This is a genomic window from Promicromonospora sukumoe 327MFSha3.1 (genome assembly GCF_000385135.1).
Classification (GTDB): Bacteria; Actinomycetota; Actinomycetes; order Actinomycetales; family Cellulomonadaceae; genus Promicromonospora; species Promicromonospora sukumoe_B.
Genome location: NZ_ARQM01000010.1, coordinates 1,773,243 through 1,792,312, shown reverse-complemented (window position 1 = coordinate 1,792,312; position 19,070 = coordinate 1,773,243). Strand labels below are relative to the sequence as shown.

The following is a 19,070-nucleotide window of genomic DNA, read 5'->3' as shown; positions in this document are numbered from 1 at the left end:
ACGAGGTCCGATCCGACCAGGAACCGTCAGCCCACGCGCCACTTCTGGGCCGCCGTGCCGTTGCAGGTCCAGATCTGCAGCTGCGTGCCGTTCGCGCTGTTGCTGTTCGGCACGTCCACGCACTTGTTCGCGAGGATCGAGACCAGGTCGCCCGCGCCGCTCAGCGTGAACTGCTGCGCCGGGTTGCCGCTGCAGTTGGCGAGCTGCACGGCCGTGCCGTCACCCGTGTTGGCCCCGGCGACGTCCATGCACTTGCCGCCGGCCCGCAGGGTGCCGTCGGCCTGGAACGCGAAGTTCTGCGCGCCGGTGCCGTTGCAGGTCCACAGCTGGAGCCGCTTGCCGTCGGAGAAGTCCGAGTTCGGCACGTCGATGCACTTGCCCGCCAGCCCGATCAGCGGCCGGCCCCCGCCTCCCCCGCCGGTGGTGGTCAGCTGCAGGCCGTACGCGCTCAGGATCGGGTTGACCGGCTGGTAGATGAACCGGCCGTTCGACGAGCAGTCGCCGATGCGGCCCGAGGTGACGCCCTGCGCCTGGTTGCCCGAGAGCACGGAGCCGCCGGAGTCGCCGCCCTCGGCGCACGCCGAGCCGGTCGCCATGCCGGGGATGTCGCCGTCGCCGTAGTTGATGGTCACGTTCTTCTCCTGGATGACGCCGCAGCGCCAGCCGGTCGTGCGCCCCGACCGGCACACCGCGGCACCGATGCCCTGCTCGTTGGAGCCTGCGACTGCCGTCGTGCCGCCCGCGTAGTTGTTCACCGCCGGGGTGGGCGTCCAGTTGCTGTTGGTGCCGACCCAGGCCCAGTCGCGGCCCGGGAACGTGGAGCCGCGGTAGGTGCCGAGCGCGGCGCCGTCGGGCGCGTTGACCGGGTCGCCGGTCGAGCCGCAGTGCCCGGCCGTGACGAACCCGCCGGAGACGGCGAAGCCGATCGAGCACAGGGTCACGTACCCGTTGCCGAGCGGCTTGTGGAACTCGTCGCCGCCGCGGATGTCGCGCGCGGTCTGCGGCGCCTCCGCCGACTTCTCCACCCGGACGACGTCGGCCGGCACGCCCGACTCGGCGATCATCGCCTTCGCGGCCGCGGCGTCGGCCGCCTCGACGACGACCTCGTTGGTCACCGGGTCCGCGTACCAGGCGTGCACCGACTCGGGCGCGCCCACCTCGTCGAGCGACTCCTTCCATACGGTCAGGGCGTCCAGGCTGTGCTCGACGACGACGGCGTCGGCACCGGCGCGCTCGGCCACCTTGGCGGCGGCCGCGCTGGTGACGGCGACGCGCGGGGCGTCGGCGCCGTCGGGCAGCCAGGTGCCCGCATACCGGTCACCGAGCGCGGCGGTCAGGTGCTGCTCGACGATCGCGGCGTCGGCGTCGCGGGCGAGACGGGCGGGGATCTCGGCCTTGGTGAGGCCAAGGTCGCGCTCCATCGCGCGGACCTGGCCGTCGGGCAGGGCGCCGGGACGGTCGGCGTCCTGGGCGCTCAGGACACTCTGGGTGCTCTGGGCGTCCTGCGTCGCCGGGGCGGCGCCCGCCGTGCTCGCGCCGGTGAGCGCCGTGCCGACCATCAGCACGGCGGCTGACAGCGCTATCACGGAACGTGACGTTCTCAGGGATCGGGACATTGGTGTGCTCCTCGTCAGGCCTGGGGAACCTCGTGTGCCTCGGAGCGTATTGACGGCGCAGCACCACCAGAACGGGTGGGACGACCCTGTGTGGAAAGTACCTATCCATCCCTTATGCCCAACCCCCAGCGCACATTGAGCTGGGGTCGCTCACCCAGTCCTGATCTGAGATCGGTCCGACGTCATGAGTCCGGTCGGTTGACCGACCGCTCTGATCACATCCGACCGATCTCAGAGAGTCCCCGGAAAGCCCGACGGGCGGCCGGCCCCAGCCCTCAGGCAGGGGCGGACCGCCCGTCCAGGGCCACGGGACCTGGGCCCCCGGGGCCCAGGTCCCGCAGCACCCAGCTCAGCCGCAGGCGGCCGCCTGGTACGGCACGGTCACCGTCTCGGTCGCCCGCTGGCCGTCCACGGTCGCCGTCACGACGGCGGTCACCGCGCCCGTCCCGACCTGCGCCGAACCGGCCTCGAACGTCAGCTCGCCGTCGCCCTTGACCGTCTCCGTCCCGAAGTCGGACGTGACCCGGACGGATGCACCGTCGGCACCGTCGACCACGACCCGCAGGGTCGAGTCGCCGTCGGCGCAGGCCGGGGCGGCCCACACGGTGACGCCGTTCGCCGCGTCCTCGGCCTCGCCCGCGGCGCGGGTCTCGGCCCGCTCCTCGGCGCTCGGTGTCGTGGTCGTGGTGACCGGCAGCTCCTCGGCGTCGCCGCCCTGCTCGGCGAGCATCTGGACCTCGGCGAGCGACAGCTCACCGTCACCCGCGGACTCCTCCACAACGATCCGCAGCCGCCCGTACTCCGCAGGGTCCTCCACCGAGAAGGAACGGGTCTGCAGCGCCCAGCGGAACTCCTGGCCCGACCGCTCGTCGAGCACCGTCCAGGACTCGCCGTCGTCCGATCCCTCCAGGCGCCAGGCCGACGGCGCCGCCGTGCCCGCGACACCCGAGGTGAGCGTGTACGTGCCCACCGTCGCCGTCGTGCCGGACCCGTCCCACGTGATCGTCGGGGTGCGGGTCACGAACGTGGTGCGCGACGACGACGTGTCGTCCACGAGCGCGTCCGCGTCAGCGGCAGCACCGCCAGCGCCGTCAGCACCGTCGGACACGGTCACGCTCCCCGCCGCCGTGGCGTCCCGGTCCGGCGTCGGCGGCTCGTCGCCCTCGGTGAGCGACGGCGGCGCGTCGTCGGCCCCGGTCCCCCAGGCCGAGGGCTCCGGACCCATCACGAAGTCCAGCCGGGCGCCGCCCGACAGGTCCTCCTGCGACAGCGAGGTCGAGGTCCGCGAGCGCCCGTCCACGCGCAGCGACTGCACGTAGACGTTCTCGACGGAGTTGCCCCGCGCGTTGATCACCAGGTCGCCGTCGGGCAGGTGCACGGTCGCCCTGTCGAACAGCGGCGAGCCGATGGCGTACTGGTCGGAGCCGACCTGGAGCGGGTAGAAGCCGAGCGCGGCGAAGATCCACCACGACGACATCTCGCCGTTGTCCTCGTCGCCCGGGTAGCCCTGGCCGATCTCGCTGCCCACGAACAGGCGGCGCGTGACCTCGCGGACGATCTCCTGGGTCTTGTGCGGCGCGCCCGCGGCGTCGTACAGCCACGGGATGTGGTGGGAGACCTGGTTGCTCATGCCCCACTGGCCCAGCCGGATGTCCCGCGCCTCCCGCATCTCGTGGATGACGCCGCCGTAGCCGCCGGTGTGCGTGGCGTCCTCGGGCGTGGCGAAGAACTCGTCGAGCTTGGCCTCCAGGCCGTCCTGCCCGCCGTAGAGGTTGCCGAGGCCGCGCGGGTCCTGCGGCGCGTGGAACGAGAAGTTCCAGCCGCTGGTCTCGGTGTAGCCGCCGCCCCACGTGCGCGGGTCGTACTCGTCCGGAGCGTTCAGGAACGAGCCGTCGGCGTGCCGGGGCTGGAAGAAGTCGACCTCCGGGTCGAAGAGCTCGCCGTAGTGCGTGGCGCGCTCCAGGAAGTAGGCCGACTCCTCGCGCAGGGTCGCGCGCCGCTCCCGCGGCACCCGACGGTCCTCGGCGAGCGCCGCGGCCATGTTGCCGATGCCGAAGTCGTTGATCAGCCCCTCCAGGCCCCAGGAGACGGACTCGTGGGTGCTCTCGGGCGTGAAGCCGAGGAACGGCGAGGTCTCCAGGCCCTTGCGGCCCACCGCGTTGTTCGGCGGGGCCACGGTGCCGTTCTTCAGGGCCGCGTCGTAGGCGTCGAGCGCCTTGTCGGTGGGCAGGGAGCCCTTGAGGTAGGCGTCGGCGAACGCGACGTCGGACGAGGTGCCCGTCATCAGGTCGGCATAACCCGGCGAGGACCAGCGGGCGATCCAGCCGCCGTCGCGGTACTGCTGCACGAACCCGTCCACCAGCTCCTTCGCGACGTCCGGGTACAGGAACGAGTACGCGGGCCAGGCCGTGCGGTAGGTGTCCCAGAACCCGTTGTTGACGTAGATCTTGCCGTCCGTGATCTTCGCGTTCGTCGCGGTGTCGGTCGCCTCGCCGGACGGCGCGGTCACGGGGCTCGCGTACTCGTACACGGGCCGCTTGGCCGTGCCGGTGTTCTCGAACTGCGAGTTCGGGTAGAGGTTGAGCCGGTAGAGGTTCGAGTAGAGCGTGACCAGCTCGTCCTCGCTGCCGCCCTGCGTCTCGATGACGCCGAGCCGGTCGTTCCACTGCCGCTCGGCGGCGCGCTGGACCTTGTCGAAGGACCGGCCCGTGACCTCCAGGCCGAGGTTGGCGCGCGCCTGGTCCAGCCCGATGAACGAGGTGGCCACGCGCAGCTCGACGGTGCGGTCCTTGCCGGTGTCGAAGGTCGCGTACCGGGCGCCGGCCCGGTCGCCGGCCGCCTCGCCCACGGCCGACGGCGCGCGGTCGAACGTGCCCGACACATACATGCGGGTGCGGCCCACGGACAGGCCGCTGCCGTTCTCGACCCAGCCGCTCAGCTCGCCCGTCGTGGCGTCGAACGACAGCTTCGAGGATCCGGCGACGCGGTCGACGAGCACGTGGCCGGGGCCGGAGGCATCCGCAGGGAACGTGTACCGCAGGACCGCCGCGTGGTCCGTCGGCGTCACCTCAGCCTTGGTCCCGTCCGCGAACGTCACGGCGTAGTAGTCGGGCCGCGCGGTCTCGTCGGCGTGGTCGAACGCCAGCCCGCGCGCCTCCAGGCCGCCGTCGGGCACCCCCGCTCCCGTGGCCGGCTGGAAGGCGAGCTGGTTGCGGTCGCCCATCCAGGGGCTGGGCTCGTGCGAGATACCGATGCCCTGGAGCACCGGGCGGTTCTGCTCGTCGTTCGCGGCCTGGTACTCGTACAGCCAGCTCTGCGAGGACGCGTTGGTCATCGGCGTCCAGAAGTTGAAGCCGTTCGGCACGGCCGTGGCCGGCACGTTGTTGCCGCGCGAGAACGACCCGCTCGACAGCGTGCCGCGGCGCGTGTCCACGTAGTTGGTCAGGCTGCGCCCGTCGACGCGCTCCGGCTTCGCCTCGATGGCGACGTCGTCCAGCCAGCCCGCGAACTTCGTGGCGGCCGAGCCGCCGTCGTTGTCGTAGCCGAGCAGCACCTGGTCGACGGTCTTGCCGCGCGCCACGGACCCGAGGTCGACGCGCACGGAGTTCCACTGGTCGGCGTACAGGATCTTGCCCGCGCCCTGCCCGGCGGCCGTCGCGGCCGTGCCGTGCGCGTCGCGCGCGTCGAGGTCGGACAGGTACGTGCCGTCGGTGAAGCGCAGGTCCACGCTCGCGTAGGTGGACGGGTACTCCAGGTCGCCGAGCAGCTCGGGGAAGATCTTCCAGCTCAGGCGGGTGTCGCGCCCCACGCGGACGTCGACGTCGTCGTACAGCACGTTGGTCGCGTGCGCCGCGCCGTCGGCCTGGTGGCCGCCGTCGTACCGCAGGGAGGCGGTGCCGGTGAAGCCGACGTCCTTCTTGTTCGTGAAGTCCACGGTGGTGGGCCCGGAGCCGACGGCGGTGGTCATCGGCTGGTCCGCGGGCTGCTCGGAGAGGTCTGCCGAGAGGTCCCAGTCGGCGAGCTGCACGATGCCCGCGCCGCGGTTCTGCGTCACGTCCAGCCGGAACCACGTGTAGGCCGCCGACGGCGCGTCGAGCTCGAACGTCTGCTGCTCGAACCGGTCGGCGAACTGGGCGTCGGCGCGCTCGTCGATCGTCTCCCAGGTCTCGCCGTCCGTGGAGCCCTGCAGCGTCCAGGCGCGCGGGTCGCGGTCGGCGAAGTCGTTCGCGGAGGTCAGCGCGTACGCCGTGACCGTGGTGGGCTCGGTCATCTCGTAGGTGACCCAGCCCGTGCTCGCGAACGTGAGCCACTTGGTGGCAGACGACGCGTCCGCGAGGTTGGCCGCGCCCTCGTTCGGCAGGTTCTCCGCGCTGGCCGCGACGGCGGACACCCGGTCCAGCACGCTGCCCGGCAGGCCGACGACGAACTCGCCGACGTTCTCCTGCCACGGGGCGCCGCCGCGCTCGGCCGGCGTGCTCTCCAGCGGCGCGGCGTCGTCGGCCTCGAAGGAGGTGGCGAAGTCGCCGCCGGCGCTCCCGCCCGGCGCGGTCGCTACGGGTGCGGCCAGCGCGGCGCCCGAGGGCACCGCGAGCAGCAGGGCGAGCGCTCCTGAGAGAGCGGCGGCCGCCTGCCGGGATCTGGCTCGGCCGGTGACTATGGACATGGGTGGTCTCCCTCGTCGGCTGACAGCGCTGTCGCGTGCCGAACGTAGGTGCAGGCCAGGCCCGGTGTCAACGGGTGGGCCGGCCCTGCCCGGTCAGCCCTGCCCGGTCAGCCCGGCCGGCGCCGCCCGGTCAGGTCAGCGCGGCGGCCGCTCGCCGCTGCCCCGGGTGACGACCCGGGTGGGCAGCACGACCTGCTCGACCGTGCGGTCCGGGTCGGCGGACCGCGCGACGGCGAGCTCGGCGGCGCGGCGGCCCATCTCGACGGCGTCGTAGGCCACGACGGTGATACCGAGCAGGTCGGCGAGTTCGAAGTCGTCGAACCCGACCACGGCGACGTCCGCCCCGCCCGGGATGTCGCGCAGCGCCTGGAGGGTGCCGACGGTGGCCCGGTTGTTCGCGGCGAGGATCGCGGTGGGCGGCTCGGGCGCGCCGAGCAGCTCCAGCGCCAGGCCGCGGGCGGCCGCGGCGTCGTGCGCGCCGGAGCGGACCAGCCGCTGCGCGTCGGGCACGCCGGCCTCCGCCATCGCAGCGAGGAACTCGGCGCTGCGCTCCTGGTAGGTCCACAGGTGCGGCTCGTCGCCGACGAACCCGATGCGGCGGTGCCCGTGGGCCAGCAGGTGCGCGACGGCGGCCCGCGTGCCGCCGCGGTTGTCGATGACCACGGTGTCGACGTCCATCCCGGCAGCGGGCCGGTCCACGACCACCACGGGCAGACCCGCGGCGATCTCGGAGCGCAGCGCCGACTGGTCGGCCCCGGCGGGCGTGACGATCAGCGCGCCGACGCGGCGTTCGATGAGCTCGCCGGTCAGCGACGCCTCGCGGTCAGGGTCCTCGTCGGACGACGCCGTCAGGAGCTGCAGCCCGTGCTCCCGCAGCTCGCGCTCGATGCCGCTGGCCAGCGCGGAGTAGAACTCGTTGGCCAGGTCGCCGGTGATGAACCCGACCAGGCGGGACAGGCCGCCCCGGGCCAGGTCGGCGGCCACGGCGTTGCGCCTGAAACCCAGCGACGCCGCGGCGTCCTGCACGCGCTCCCGGGTGGCCGAGGCCACGTTGGGCTCGCCGTTGAGCACCCGGGAGGCGGTCTTCAGGCTCACCCCGGCGGCCTGCGCCACCACCGCCAGCGTCGGACGACGCATCACGTCAGGCCCTCCCGTCGCTTGCGCATCAGCATGTCGATGATGATCGCCAGCAGCAGGACCGCGCCGGTGACCATGTACCGCGCGGCCTGGTCCACGTTCATCAGCGTGAGCCCGTTGGCGATGGACTGGATGACCAGCACGCCGAGCACCGCCGACCATGCGCTGCCGCGCCCGCCGAACAGGCTCGTGCCGCCGATCACCGCGGCGGCGATGGCCACGAGGTAGGTGTCCGCTCCCCCGGTGCCCTGGTTCGCGGCGCCCAGCCGGCCCGCCGCGAGCACCCCGCCGAGCGCGGCCAGGGTGGAGCACGCGACGAAGCACAGCACGACCGTGCGCTGCACGGGCACGCCAGCGAGCATCGCCGCCCGCCGGTCGCCGCCCACGGCGCGCACCGACCGGCCCCACCGCGTGCGGCGCAGCAGCACGTCGGTGACCACGACCAGCGCGGCGAACAGCACCACGGAGTACCCGATGCCGCGCGCGGTGCCGAGGTAGGCCGCGATCGCGGAGAGCACCGCGGCCAGCACGAGGGTGCGCACCAGGATCTGGGGCACGCTCGCGCAGGGCAGGTCCGCGCGCCGCCGTCGGGCCCGGGCCACGACCTGGACCACCGCCACGGTGACGACCACGAGCGCGACCAGCGTCCAGGCGGCTACCGGCGAGAGGAAGCCCTGCTGCACCGAGCGCACGAACCACGACTCGAACGGCAGGTTGATCGAGCCCATCGGCCCGAGCACGCGCAGCTGCACGCCGGCCAGGAACAGCAGCCCGGCCAGCGTGAACACGAAGCTCGGCAGCCCCAGCCGCGTCGAGAGCGCGCCGTACCCGAGACCGACGACGACGCCGCAGGCCAGCGCCGCGAGGATCGCGAGCGCGACGGGCCAGCCGAGGTTCACGGAGCCGACGGCGACCACGGCCGCGGCGAGCCCGCTGACCGACCCGACGGACAGGTCGATCTGGCCGACCAGCAGCACCAGCACGACGCCGAGGGCGATCACGCCCACGGGGGCGCTCTGCAGCGTGAGGTTGACCAGGTTCTCGGGCGCGAGGAACGCGGGGTTGACGGCGCCCATCACGAGCCAGATGACCACGAGCGCCGCGAGGATCGGGAGCAGGCTGTTGCCGCCGCGCACCCGCTGCCAGACAGCGCCGGTCAGGCCGGACTGCGCGGTCATCGGCGCACCGCCCGGCCCGAGTCGGCGCGCTGGTTGCGGGCCCCGGGGCGCACCGCGCCGGTCATCGCGGCAAGCAGGTCCTCGTAGGAGGCGTCGCCGTCGAAGACGTCGTGCACGCGGCCGAGCCGCAGCACGAGGATGCGGTCGGCGACGGCCTGCAGGTCGCCGGCCTGGTGGCTGACCAGGACGACGGCGTGCCCGCGCTCGCGCAGCCGCACGATCAGGTTGAGCACCTCGGCGGTCTGGCGCATGCCGAGCGAGGCGGTCGGCTCGTCCAGCACGACGACGCGCGGCGACCCGAGCAGCGCGCGGGCGACGGCGACGGTCTGGCGCTGCCCGCCGGACAGGCTGCGGACCGGGTCGCGCACGCTGGGCACGCTGGCAGCGAGCTGGTCGAGCAGGCGCCACGCCTCGCGCTCCATGGCTACCTCGTCCAGGAGCGGGCCGCGCCGCGTCTCGTGCCCGAGGAACAGGTTCTCCACGACGTCGAGGTCGTCCACGAGCGCGAGCTCCTGGAACACCGCGGCGATGCCGAGCGCCCGGGCGGCGGCCGGGGAGTCGAGCACCACGGGCCGGCCCTCGAGCAGCACCTGCCCGGCGTCAGGCCGGTACGCGCCCGCGAGGACGCCCGCGAGCGTGGACTTGCCGGCCCCGTTGTCGCCGACGACGGCGAGCACCTCGTGCTCGTGCACGTCGGCGTCGACGTCGACCAGGGCCCGGACGCCGCCGAACCGCTTGGAGACGCCGCGCAGGGACAGCACGGGGGCGCTCATCGGGCGCCCTCCCCGATCAGGCCCGCGCGCTCGCACGCGTCCCGGTAGGCGGGCACGCAGATCTCGTCCGTGGTGTAGACGTGCCCGTCGACGATCACGTGCTGCACGTCGGCGGCGCCCACGGCGCGGGGCGCCAGGAGCACGGTGGGCACGCCCTGGATGACGGCGGTGGTGCGCGGCTCCTCGCCGCGCAGCACGCGCACCGCGAGCTCCGCGGCGGTCTGGGCCTGCTGGTCGGTCGCCTTGTAGACCGTCATGAACTGGTCGCCCGAGATGATGCGCTGCACCGCGGCCAGCTCGCCGTCCTGCCCCGTCGTGACCGGCACGGGGTCGAGGCCCGCGGCCTTGGCCGCGGCGATCGCGCCGCCCGCGATGCCGTCGTTGGCGGCGAGCACGCCGTCGACCTGACCGGGGAACCGGGTGAGCATGGCCTCGGTCCACTCGGTGGCCTTGTCCGGGCTCCAGTCGGGCGTGTAGTACTCGGCGAGCACGTCGATGTCCTCTCCTTCGAGGGCGCGGCGGGTGCCGGCGGCGATGGCCAGCGCGTTGGGTTCGGTGGCCGAGCCGTGCACCAGCAGCACTCCCGGCCGGTCGTCGTCCGCGGTCCCGTCGGCTCCTCCCGTGCCCGGGTCGGCGTCGGTCTCGGTGGTGGCGCCGGTCTCGGTGCCGGTCCCCCCGCCGGCGTCCTTCTCAGCGTCTCGTTCCGTGACCGCACCGGCAAGTGCCGAGCCCAGCAGGAAGCCGATGAACTCGTAGTCGTACGACACGTAGTAGTCCGCGCCGTCCACGAACCGATCGTAGGCGATCACCTCGGCTCCCAGCCGCTTGGCCTGCGCGATGATCCCCGCGGCGGCCACGGTGTCGACGGCGTCGAGCACCAGCACCCGGGCGCCCTGGGCGAGCATCGACTCGGCCTGCTGGAGCTGCGCGGCGGCGTCCTGGCCGGCGTTGGCGTACAGCACGGTGCAGCCGGGGCAGCGGCGGCCGGCCACGGCCACGAACGTGGGGTGGTCGGACGCCTCGTACCGGGCGGTCTGCGCCTCCGGCAGCAGCAGCCCGATCGTGCCCTCGTAGGGCGCGGAGCCGGCGCCGCCGGCCGTGCCACCCGCCGGTCCGGTACCGCCGGCCGAGCACCCGCCCAGCCCGACGGCGAGCGCGACGCCCGCCGCGAGCAGGGCCCCGGCGCGGCGGCGCGACCGGGGCAGGTTCCCGGCCGCGGAGCGGGGCACGGCGCGAGACACAAGACTCATGAGACCACCCCGAGGGAGCCGAACATCCGGGCCTGGTCCAGGGCGGCGGCCAGCGCGCCGCGCACCCCGGCGTCGGCCCCGAGGGTGGACGGGACCACCTCGACGGGGCCGCGCGACGTCGCCACGACCCGCTGGCCGAGGGAGGTGCGCAGCGGCTCGAGGAGCAGGTCGCCGGCCTCGGCGAGCTTGCCGCCGATCACGACGACGTCGGGGTCCACCAGGTTGCACAGGTTGGCCAGCGCCACGCCGAGGTGGCGGCCGGCGTCGAACACGACGCGGCGGGACCCGGCGTCGCCGTCCTGCGCCCGGGTGACCAGGTCGGCGAGGGTGAGGTGCCCGGCCTCGGGCGGGAGCATGGCGAGCAGGCTGGTGGCGCCCACGAGCATCTCGAGGCAGCCGCGGTTGCCGCAGCGGCACACGGGCCCGTTCTCGTCCACGGACACGTGGCCGATCTCGCCGGCGACGCCGGACCGGCCGTGCACCGCGCGGCCGCCCAGCACGAGGCCGCCGCCCACGCCGTGGGACACGCGGATGTACGCGACGGAGTCGTACCCGGCTCCCGCGCCGAACCGGGCCTCGGCGATCGCGGCGAGCGTGGAGTCGTTGTCGGCCGTGACGGGGACGCCGAGCTCCGCGCCGAGGATCTCGTCGACGTGCACGCCGTCCCAGCCGCGCATCATGCCGACGGTGACGACCTGGCCGGTGCGGATGTCGACGGGCGCGGGCACGCCGACGCCCACGGCGAGCAGCTCGGACGGGTCGGCCTCCACGGACTCCAGCATCTCGCGGATCAGCATCGCGGTGCGCTGCAGCCCGGCGTCGGCCCGGTGGTCGGGGGCGAGCGGCATGCGCTGCTCGGCCAGGACGCGCATGGAGGCGTCGGCGAGCGCCACGTTGAGCGACCGCATGCCGAACCGGATGCCGGCCACGACGCCGAGGTTGCGCGCGAGGGTGACCTGGAGGGCGCGGCGGCCGTTGCGCACCGACTGCGACGTGTGCAGCACGCCCGCGACCGTGAGCTCCTTGACGATGTTGGAGATCGTGGCCGGGGACAGCCCTGTGACGCCGGCCAGCTCGATCTGCGTGAGGGAGCCACGCTGCTGGACGGCGCTCACGATCCTCGCTCGGTTGGCCTCACGCAGTGAGGTCTGCGAGCCGGGGGTTACCCGATCCGCGCGCACAGCGCCCAGGGTAACCGCCTTCCGGCATGCTCCGGCCCGGAATCGGCCTGGTATGACGGTTTTGGATACACGAACTGAACGTTCAGGTCACGATCGAGCGACGCTTGCGTTCACTTCTTGACACCAAGGTTCGATGGACGTTCGATAGGACCCGGGTTCACGGGCGTACAGGCGCGCCCGGCCGGTCCCTAGGAACGACGCCGTCCTGAGCGCGAGGAGACACTCCTTCGCCGCGTAGACGACGACGCAGAGGGCCGGTGCTCCAGCGACCGAGGAAGGTTGAGGGACCCCAGATGCGAGTGAACCAGAGGATGACCGCGACGGTGGCGACAGCCGCCGTGCTCGGTCTCACGCTGGCCGCGTGCGGCGGCAGCGGTGACGGCGGCGATGGCGGCAGCGCGAGCGGCAGCGCCGACCAGGTCGAGGTGTTCACCTGGTGGGCGGCCGGATCCGAGAAGGCCGGCCTCGACGCCCTCGTGGGCGTGTTCAACGAGCAGCACCCCGACATCGAGTTCGTCAACGGCGCGGTCGCCGGCGGCGCCGGCTCCGCGGCGAAGGACCTGCTGCAGACCCGTCTGCAGGCGCAGGACCCGCCGGACACGTTCCAGGCCCACGCCGGCGCCGAGCTGCAGGACTACATCGACGCGGCGCAGATCGAGGACGTCTCGGACCTGTACGACGAGTTCGGCCTGACCGACGTCTTCCCGGCCGACCTGGTCGACCGGCTCTCCACCGAGGACGGCGCGATCTACTCGATCCCGTCGAACATCCACCGCGCGAACGTCGTCTGGGCCAACCCGACGGTGCTCGAGGACAACGGCGTCGACCCCGAGGCGACGTACGACGACCTCGACGCGTGGATGGCGGACCTCGACAAGCTCGACAAGGCAGGCGTCACGGCGCTGTCGGTCGGCACGACGTGGACGCAGGTCAACCTGCTCGAGACGGTGCTGCTCGCCGACCTGGGCCCCGAGGCCTACAGCGGCCTGTGGGACGGCTCGACCGACTGGGAGGGCCCGGAGGTCAAGGCGGCGCTCGAGGACTTCGAGACGCTGATGAGCTACACCAACGACGACCGTGACGGTCTCGACTGGCCCGAGGCGACCCAGATGGTCATCGACGGCAGCGCGGCGTTCAACGTCATGGGCGACTGGGCCGTCGCGGCGTTCGAGGAGCAGGACAAGGTCCTCGGCACCGACTTCACCGCGGCCCCGGTCCCGGGCACCGACGGCGTGTTCGACTTCCTGGCCGACTCCTTCACCCTGCCGGTGGGCGCCCCGCACCCGGACGGCGCGAAGGCGTGGCTGGAGACCGTCGGCTCGCTCGACGGGCAGGTCGCGTTCAACAAGGCCAAGGGCTCCATCCCGGCCCGGACCGACGCGGACCCCGCCGACTTCTCGGAGTACCAGCAGACGGCCATCGACTCGTTCGCGAACGACACGATCGTCTCCTCGCTGGCACATGGTGCGGCCGCCCCGGTCGCGACGCTCAACGCGATCTCTGACGCCACCAGCAAGTTCACCACCGGTGCGTCCGACCTCGCCGGGTACCAGTCCGAGCTGGCCGCGGCCACGCAGAGCTGACCCACGGGTGCTTGAAGCTCCCGCGTAACGCACACCGCCGTACGTCGCGCGCCGTCGGGACCGATCCCGACGGCGCGCGGCTGCGCCCACCCTCCCGAGGTACCTACATGCTGAACAAACTGCGGCGAGTCGGGCCACCGCTGCTCATGCTCGCCCCGTCCCTGATCCTCCTCGGCGTCTTCGTCTACGGGCTGATCGCCGCCAACTTCACCACGTCCCTGACGGACAACCACACGGCGGCCCAGGCCACCGGGCAGAAGCCGGCCGTGCTCGTGTGGTTCACCAACTACATCGACCTGCTGGCCAGCGAGGACTTCCAGCACTCGCTGATGAACCTCGTCCTGTACACGGTCGTGTTCCTCGTCGGGACCATGATCATGGGCTTCCTGTGGGCGTGGATGCTCGAGAAGCCCGTCAAGGGCGAGGGACTGTTCCGCTCGGTCTACCTCTTCCCGATGGCCGTCTCGTTCGTCGCCTCGGGTGTGGTGTGGCGCTGGCTGCTCAACTCCAACCAGGACGAGCAGGCCTCGGGCCTGAACCGCCTGTTCCAGATCGTCGGGCTCGACGCGCTGCAGAACAACTGGTGGAACAACGTCACGTTCGGCATCATCGCGATCGCCATCCCCGCGATCTGGCAGCTCTCCGGCTACGTCATGGCGCTGTTCCTCGCCGGGTTCCGCGGCATCCCCGAGGAGCTGCGCGAGGCCGCCCGGATGGACGGCGCCTCCGAGTGGAAGCTCTACCGGCACGTCCTGTTCCCGCAGCTCTCGCCGGTCGCGCTGTCCGCGCTGATCATCATCGGCCACATGTCGCTCAAGGCGTTCGACCTCATCATGTCGATCTCCAAGCCCGCGAACTACCAGACCAAGGTTCCCGCCGTCGACATGTTCGTGTTCAAGTCGAGCTTCGACTACGCGAACGCCGCCGCCGTCGGCTCGATCCTGCTGATCATCGTCGCGATCGTCATCGTGCCCTACCTGATCCGCACGAACCGCGAGGAGAAGCGATGACCGCCGAGGCCGAACAGCTCACCGCGCACCGCCCGGCGCCCGTCGCGCCGCGCGTCCACAAGGGCCGGTACTCGCTGGCGCGCACCCTGAAGTACGTGGGCCTGATCTTCTTCCTGATCGTCGTCCTGATCCCGGTGTACGTGCTGCTGGTGACCAGCTTCAAGGGCACCGGCGACGCCGACCCGAGCCGCGCCTGGGCCCTGCCCCAGATCTGGACCATGGAGAACTGGGCCACGGCCTGGACCACGCTGGCGCCCGCGATCGGGCGCACGCTCGCGATCGTCGTGCCGAGCTCGATCATCTCGGCGTTCCTCGGCTCGCTGAACGGGTTCGTGCTCTCGCGCTGGAGCTTCAAGGGCGCGGACATCGTCTTCACGCTCATCCTGTTCGGGATGTTCATCCCGTACCAGGCCGTGATGATCCCCCTGACCCAGCTCGTGCTGAACCTCGGCATCCCCACGGGTGTGCCCACGCTGATCATGCTGCACGTGGTCTACGGCATCCCGATCACGACGCTGATCTTCCGCAACTACTACTCGACGGTGCCGCACGAGCTCATCGAGGCCGGGCGCGTCGACGGCGCGGGCATGCTGCGCACCTACTGGTCGATCGTGCTGCCGATCTCGATCCCGAGCTTCGTGGTGGTGCTCATCTGGCAGTTCACCTCGGCGTGGAACGACTTCCTGTTCGCGGTGTTCTTCTCGTCGTCGCAGAACGGCCCCGTGACCGTGGCGCTGAACAACCTCGCCAACGGCGCGCTGCTGCAGAACTACGGCGTCTCCATGGCGGGCGCGCTGTTCGCGTCGCTGCCGACGCTGATCGTGTACATCATCCTCGGCAAGTACTTCGTGGGCGGCCTGATGTCGGGCTCGGTCAAGGGCTGAGCCCCGGCTGCCCGGGCGCGCTCCGGCCCGGGGTGGGTGGTCGGCAGTTCCGGGTGGTCGGTAGAAGGTCAGGTGGTCGGCAGCTCAAGTTGCCGACCACCTGACCTTTTACCGACCACCCGAAACTGCCGATCGCCTGAAGCCGCCAGCCGCCCCGATACTGCCGACCAGCCCGAAACTGCCGATCATGCCCGACCGGCAGTCACGCCTCCTCCGGGGCCCGCTCCCCCGCCGCGCGCTCCTCGGCCGGCACCGCCTGCGCGACCGGCGCCGTCGTCTCCAGGGCGTGGATCAGCGACTGCGCGTCGTACGGCCCGGTGTGCCGCCGGCCGTTGACGAAGAACGTCGGCACCGCCGTGACCTCCATGGCCTCGGCGTCGAGCACGTCGTCGCGCACGCGCCCGGCCACCTCCGGGGAGGTGAGGTCCCGCTCGAACCGGTCGACGTCGAGCCCGAGCTCCACCGCCCGCCGGACGATGTCGGAGGGCAGCTGGTTCTCCTGGTCGAGCAGCAGGCTGCGCTCCATGTCGAAGAACTTGCCCTGCAGCGCGGCGGCCTCCGACGCCTCCGCCGCGGCGACGGCGTTCGGGTGGTACCGGTCCAGCGGGGCGTGCCGCCAGACGTACCGCAGCCGGTCGCCGAGCTCGCGGTGCACCTCCTGGATGGCGCCCGACGCCTTGGAGCAGAACCCGCACTGGAAGTCGCCGTACTCCACCAGCGTGTAGGGCGCGTCCGCCGGGCCGTACACGTGGTCCCGGGCCGGGTCGACGGGGCGCAGCAGCGTGGCGCCCGCCTCCTTGGCCGGGTGCACGCGGTCCGAGATCTTGAAGATGACGGCGGCCAGCGCGAACGCGACCACCGACGCCGTGAGCACGCCCACCCGGGCCTCGTTCTGCACGCCGGGGTCCTCGATCGCGAGGTCGACGATGAACAGCGAGATCGTGAAGCCGATGCCGCACAGCGCGCCGCCCCCGGCGAGCCGGTCGAGCGTCAGGCCCGGCCCGAGGTCGCCGATGCGCAGCACGCGCATGACCGTCCCGGAGCCCAGCACGCCGATGAACTTGCCCACCACGAGACCCACGATGATGCCCCACGTGATCGCCGACGACGCCGCCGCGGCCAGGATCTCCGCGTTGATCTGCACGCCCGCGTTCGCCAGCGCAAACAGCGGCAGGATCACGTACGCGACGTACGGGGCGTAGGCCGACTGGAGCCGCTCGTTGATCGAGATCGACTCGCGCAGGCTGTTCGCCGCGGCCCGCGCGTAGTCGCTGTTCGGCGACTGCCGGAACGTGCGCGCCAGCGTCAGCGCGTGCTCGACGTCGCGCCGGCTGGGCCGGTAGACCGGCACGAGCAGCGCGATGGCGACGCCGGCCAGGGTCGGGTGCACGCCCGAGGCGAGGAACGCGAGCCACACGACGATCGACAGCGTGGCGTAGATGGGCCCGCGGCCGCTCGGCACGTACCGCGTGAGGTAGACGCCGGCCAGACCGACGGCCGCGACGACCAGCGGCAGCGGGTCGAAGTTCTCGGTGTAGACCAGCGCGATGATGCTCAGGGCGCCGATGTCGTCGACCACTGCGAGCGCCAGCAGGAACACTCTCAGGCGGCCGGGCGCGCGTGGCCCGATCAGCGCCAGCGCGCCGACGACGAACGCGGTGTCGGTGGAGATGACGATCCCCCAGGCGTGCTCCCAGCCGGAGCCCTGCGCGATGAGCACGTAGAGCACGGCGGGGACCACGAGCCCGGCGACGGCGGCGGCCACCGGCACCATGGCGCGGGACCAGCTCGTGAGCTCGCCGATCGCGAACTCACGCCGCACCTCCAGGCCGACGGTGAAGAAGAAGATGGCCATGAGCGCGTCGTTGACCAGGGCGTGCAGCGTGAACTCGACCTGGAAGTCGCCCACCCCGAGGTTGAGGTGGGTCTCCCAGAACTCGGCGTACGACTCGTAGGAGACGTTGGCCCAGACGATCGCGGCGACGGTGCCGAGCAGGAGGAGGAGCGCGCCGAGGCGGCTCTCACCGAGCGAGCGGATCCAGACGGCGATGGAGGGCCAGCGTGGCCCGGGCTGATGCGTCTCGGGGTCGGGCGACCGCTCGATAATGGTCAGGTTCGCCATCTTTTCTCCTGTTTCGCGCGTCGCCACGGCCGGCCAGCATGAAAAGTAGTGATTCTTGCCGCTCAGATTAGTGCGCGATCCCCACGGTTCCCCGGGTTTTCACCCGCCCGAGGACGCGCACCGGCGATCGCCGCCGCGACCGCCCCCGCGCGCGTCCTGGGGACTCAGCCGGCGTCCCGCGCGACCCACCCGGGGGCGTCGGGGCGCACCACGTCGTCGCCGACCAGGGTGGTGAGGCGCTCCTCGAGGAGAGCGAGCTCCGCGGCGCCGATCCGCCGCCCCCACGCCTCGCGCAGCTCGTCGAAGATCGCCTCCCCCTGACGCAGCACGTCGAAGCCGCGCTCGGTCACCCGCAGCCGCTTGCGCCGGGCGTCGGCGGGGTCGGCCTCGCTGGAGACGTAGCCGCGGTCCACGAGGACCGCGATGGTCTTCGCCGCCGCCTGCTTCGAGACGGACGTGCGCCGGCCCACCTCGGACGCGGTGTCCGCACCCGCGGCGACGGCCCGCATCACGAAGTCGTGCACCGGGCGGAAGTCGTCGTAGCCGCGCGCGGCCAGCTCGACCACCGCCGCGTCGACGAGCGTGCGGTAGCCGCCCAGGAGCAGGAGGGCGAGATCGGCGCCGGATCGAGACATGGCGCCAGCCTATGCGCCCCCTGGACAACGACAACTTGGTTGACTAGTTTTAGACAACCAAGTTGTCGAACCGACGTCGACCCCGCAGGAGCTGACCCCGATGAACACCGCACCCGCCCCCGCCGTGACGCACCACGCCGTTCGCCTGAACGGCACCGAGCTGCACTACGTGTCGGCGGGCACCGGGGGTTCCCCGGTCCTGCTCGTGCACGGGTTCCCCGAGACCTGGTGGGCGTTCCACCGGGTGATCCCCCTGCTGGCTGAACGGCACCGGGTGTTCGCCGTCGACCTGCGCGGCTTCGGTGACTCCGAGACCATCCCCGCGGCCAGTTCCGGGACCACTCCGGAGACTGGATCGGTGACCACGGACGGCGCCAGCGCGACCGCGGCCGAGGACCTGCACCGGCTGGTCGAGCATCTCGACCTCGGCCCGGTGCACCTGCTGGGCCAGGACATCGCCGGGGCCACGGTGTTCCGGCTCGCGGCGACGCACCCCGAGGACGTCGCCAGCCTCACCGCCGTCGAGATGGGCCTGGCCGGCTTCGGGCTCGAGGGCCTCGCCGACGTCACGCACGGCGGATCCTGGCACGTCGGCGCCCTGGCGGCTCCCGGCGTCCCCGAGCTGCTGCTCGCCGGGCGCGAGCGGGAGTTCCTCGGCGACTGGGTGTTCCCCACCATGACGGCGGTGCCCGGCGCGGTCACCGACGCGGACGTCACCGAGCTGGCGCGCACCTACTCCCGCCCCGGCGGCTGGCGCGGCGCGGCCGGGCTGTACCGGTCGATGCTCACCGAGGGCGACGAGCTCAGGACCCTCGCCCAGGCGAGCCCGCTGACCGTCCCGGTGCTGGCGGTCGGCTCGAGCGGCGGGCCGTTCACCGCGGCGACGATGAGGCAGGTCACCGACCGCGAGGTCCGCTCCGTGCTGCTGGACGGCGTCGGGCACCACGTCGCCCTCGAGGCGCCCGGCGCACTGTCCGAGGCGGTCCTCGCCTTCCTGGCCGACGTCGACGGCGAGGCGCGGCCCCGCTGACCTTCGCC

Annotated in this window: 13 protein-coding genes; 4 read left to right on the top strand and 9 right to left on the bottom strand. The window is 72.4% G+C overall.

Going from position 1 to position 19,070, the window contains the following annotated elements:
• Window positions 1-26 precede the first annotated feature (26 nt).
• From H291_RS0111710 to H291_RS0111680, 7 genes are all read right to left on the bottom strand, one after another.
• Complete coding sequence (locus H291_RS0111710) at window positions 27-1,586, bottom strand: ricin-type beta-trefoil lectin domain protein (protein WP_232216028.1); 1,560 nt, start codon at window positions 1,584-1,586, stop codon at window positions 27-29.
• A 379-nt stretch (window positions 1,587-1,965) separates the two neighbouring features.
• Entirely contained in the window at window positions 1,966-6,279 is a 4,314-nt protein-coding gene (locus H291_RS29680; protein WP_157236824.1) for a GH92 family glycosyl hydrolase, read from the bottom strand.
• Window positions 6,280-6,414: 135 nt separating this feature from the next.
• Entirely contained in the window at window positions 6,415-7,416 is a 1,002-nt protein-coding gene (locus tag H291_RS0111700; RefSeq protein ID WP_051109480.1) for a LacI family DNA-binding transcriptional regulator, read from the bottom strand.
• Entirely contained in the window at window positions 7,416-8,594 is a 1,179-nt protein-coding gene (locus H291_RS0111695; protein ID WP_020015183.1) for a sugar ABC transporter permease, read from the bottom strand. Before H291_RS0111695 ends, H291_RS0111700 begins: the two co-directional genes overlap by 1 nt.
• Window positions 8,591-9,367: an ATP-binding cassette domain-containing protein gene (locus H291_RS0111690; RefSeq protein ID WP_084467959.1), complete on the bottom strand. Its 777-nt coding sequence runs from the start codon at window positions 9,365-9,367 to the stop codon at window positions 8,591-8,593. The genes H291_RS0111695 and H291_RS0111690 overlap by 4 nt, the downstream gene beginning before the upstream one ends.
• Window positions 9,364-10,617 (bottom strand): substrate-binding domain-containing protein, encoded by a 1,254-nt coding sequence (locus H291_RS29675; protein WP_084467957.1) that lies wholly within the window; start codon window positions 10,615-10,617, stop codon window positions 9,364-9,366. The genes H291_RS0111690 and H291_RS29675 overlap by 4 nt, the downstream gene beginning before the upstream one ends.
• Window positions 10,614-11,732, bottom strand: a complete 1,119-nt coding sequence (locus tag H291_RS0111680; RefSeq protein WP_020015180.1) for an ROK family transcriptional regulator — start codon at window positions 11,730-11,732, stop codon at window positions 10,614-10,616. The genes H291_RS29675 and H291_RS0111680 overlap by 4 nt, the downstream gene beginning before the upstream one ends.
• A gap of 359 nt (window positions 11,733-12,091) precedes the next feature.
• Between H291_RS0111680 and H291_RS0111675 the strand changes: the two genes are divergently transcribed.
• From H291_RS0111675 to H291_RS0111665, 3 genes are all read left to right on the top strand, one after another.
• A complete protein-coding gene (locus H291_RS0111675) occupies window positions 12,092-13,381 on the top strand; it encodes an ABC transporter substrate-binding protein (protein ID WP_026365658.1) in 1,290 nt (429 codons plus the stop codon).
• A gap of 107 nt (window positions 13,382-13,488) precedes the next feature.
• The gene (locus H291_RS0111670; RefSeq protein WP_020015178.1) at window positions 13,489-14,391 is read left to right on the top strand and encodes a carbohydrate ABC transporter permease; all 903 of its coding nucleotides are present in this window, start codon (window positions 13,489-13,491) and stop codon (window positions 14,389-14,391) included.
• Window positions 14,388-15,275 carry a carbohydrate ABC transporter permease gene (locus tag H291_RS0111665; protein ID WP_020015177.1) on the top strand — a complete coding sequence of 296 codons (888 nt, stop codon included), beginning with the start codon at window positions 14,388-14,390 and terminating at the stop codon, window positions 15,273-15,275. Before H291_RS0111670 ends, H291_RS0111665 begins: the two co-directional genes overlap by 4 nt.
• A gap of 202 nt (window positions 15,276-15,477) precedes the next feature.
• On the opposite strand, the gene nhaA is transcribed toward H291_RS0111665, so the two are convergent.
• Together nhaA and H291_RS0111655 are read right to left on the bottom strand one after the other, a co-directional pair.
• Window positions 15,478-17,397 carry a Na+/H+ antiporter NhaA gene (gene nhaA / locus H291_RS0111660; RefSeq protein ID WP_020015176.1) on the bottom strand — a complete coding sequence of 640 codons (1,920 nt, stop codon included), beginning with the start codon at window positions 17,395-17,397 and terminating at the stop codon, window positions 15,478-15,480.
• Between the two features lie 164 nt (window positions 17,398-17,561).
• Window positions 17,562-18,032 (bottom strand): MarR family winged helix-turn-helix transcriptional regulator, encoded by a 471-nt coding sequence (locus tag H291_RS0111655; protein WP_020015175.1) that lies wholly within the window; start codon window positions 18,030-18,032, stop codon window positions 17,562-17,564.
• A 100-nt stretch (window positions 18,033-18,132) separates the two neighbouring features.
• Here H291_RS0111655 and H291_RS0111650 point away from each other — a divergent pair, with 100 nt between their 5' ends.
• Window positions 18,133-19,062 (top strand): alpha/beta fold hydrolase, encoded by a 930-nt coding sequence (locus H291_RS0111650; RefSeq protein ID WP_020015174.1) that lies wholly within the window; start codon window positions 18,133-18,135, stop codon window positions 19,060-19,062.
• Window positions 19,063-19,070: the final 8 nt, after the last annotated feature.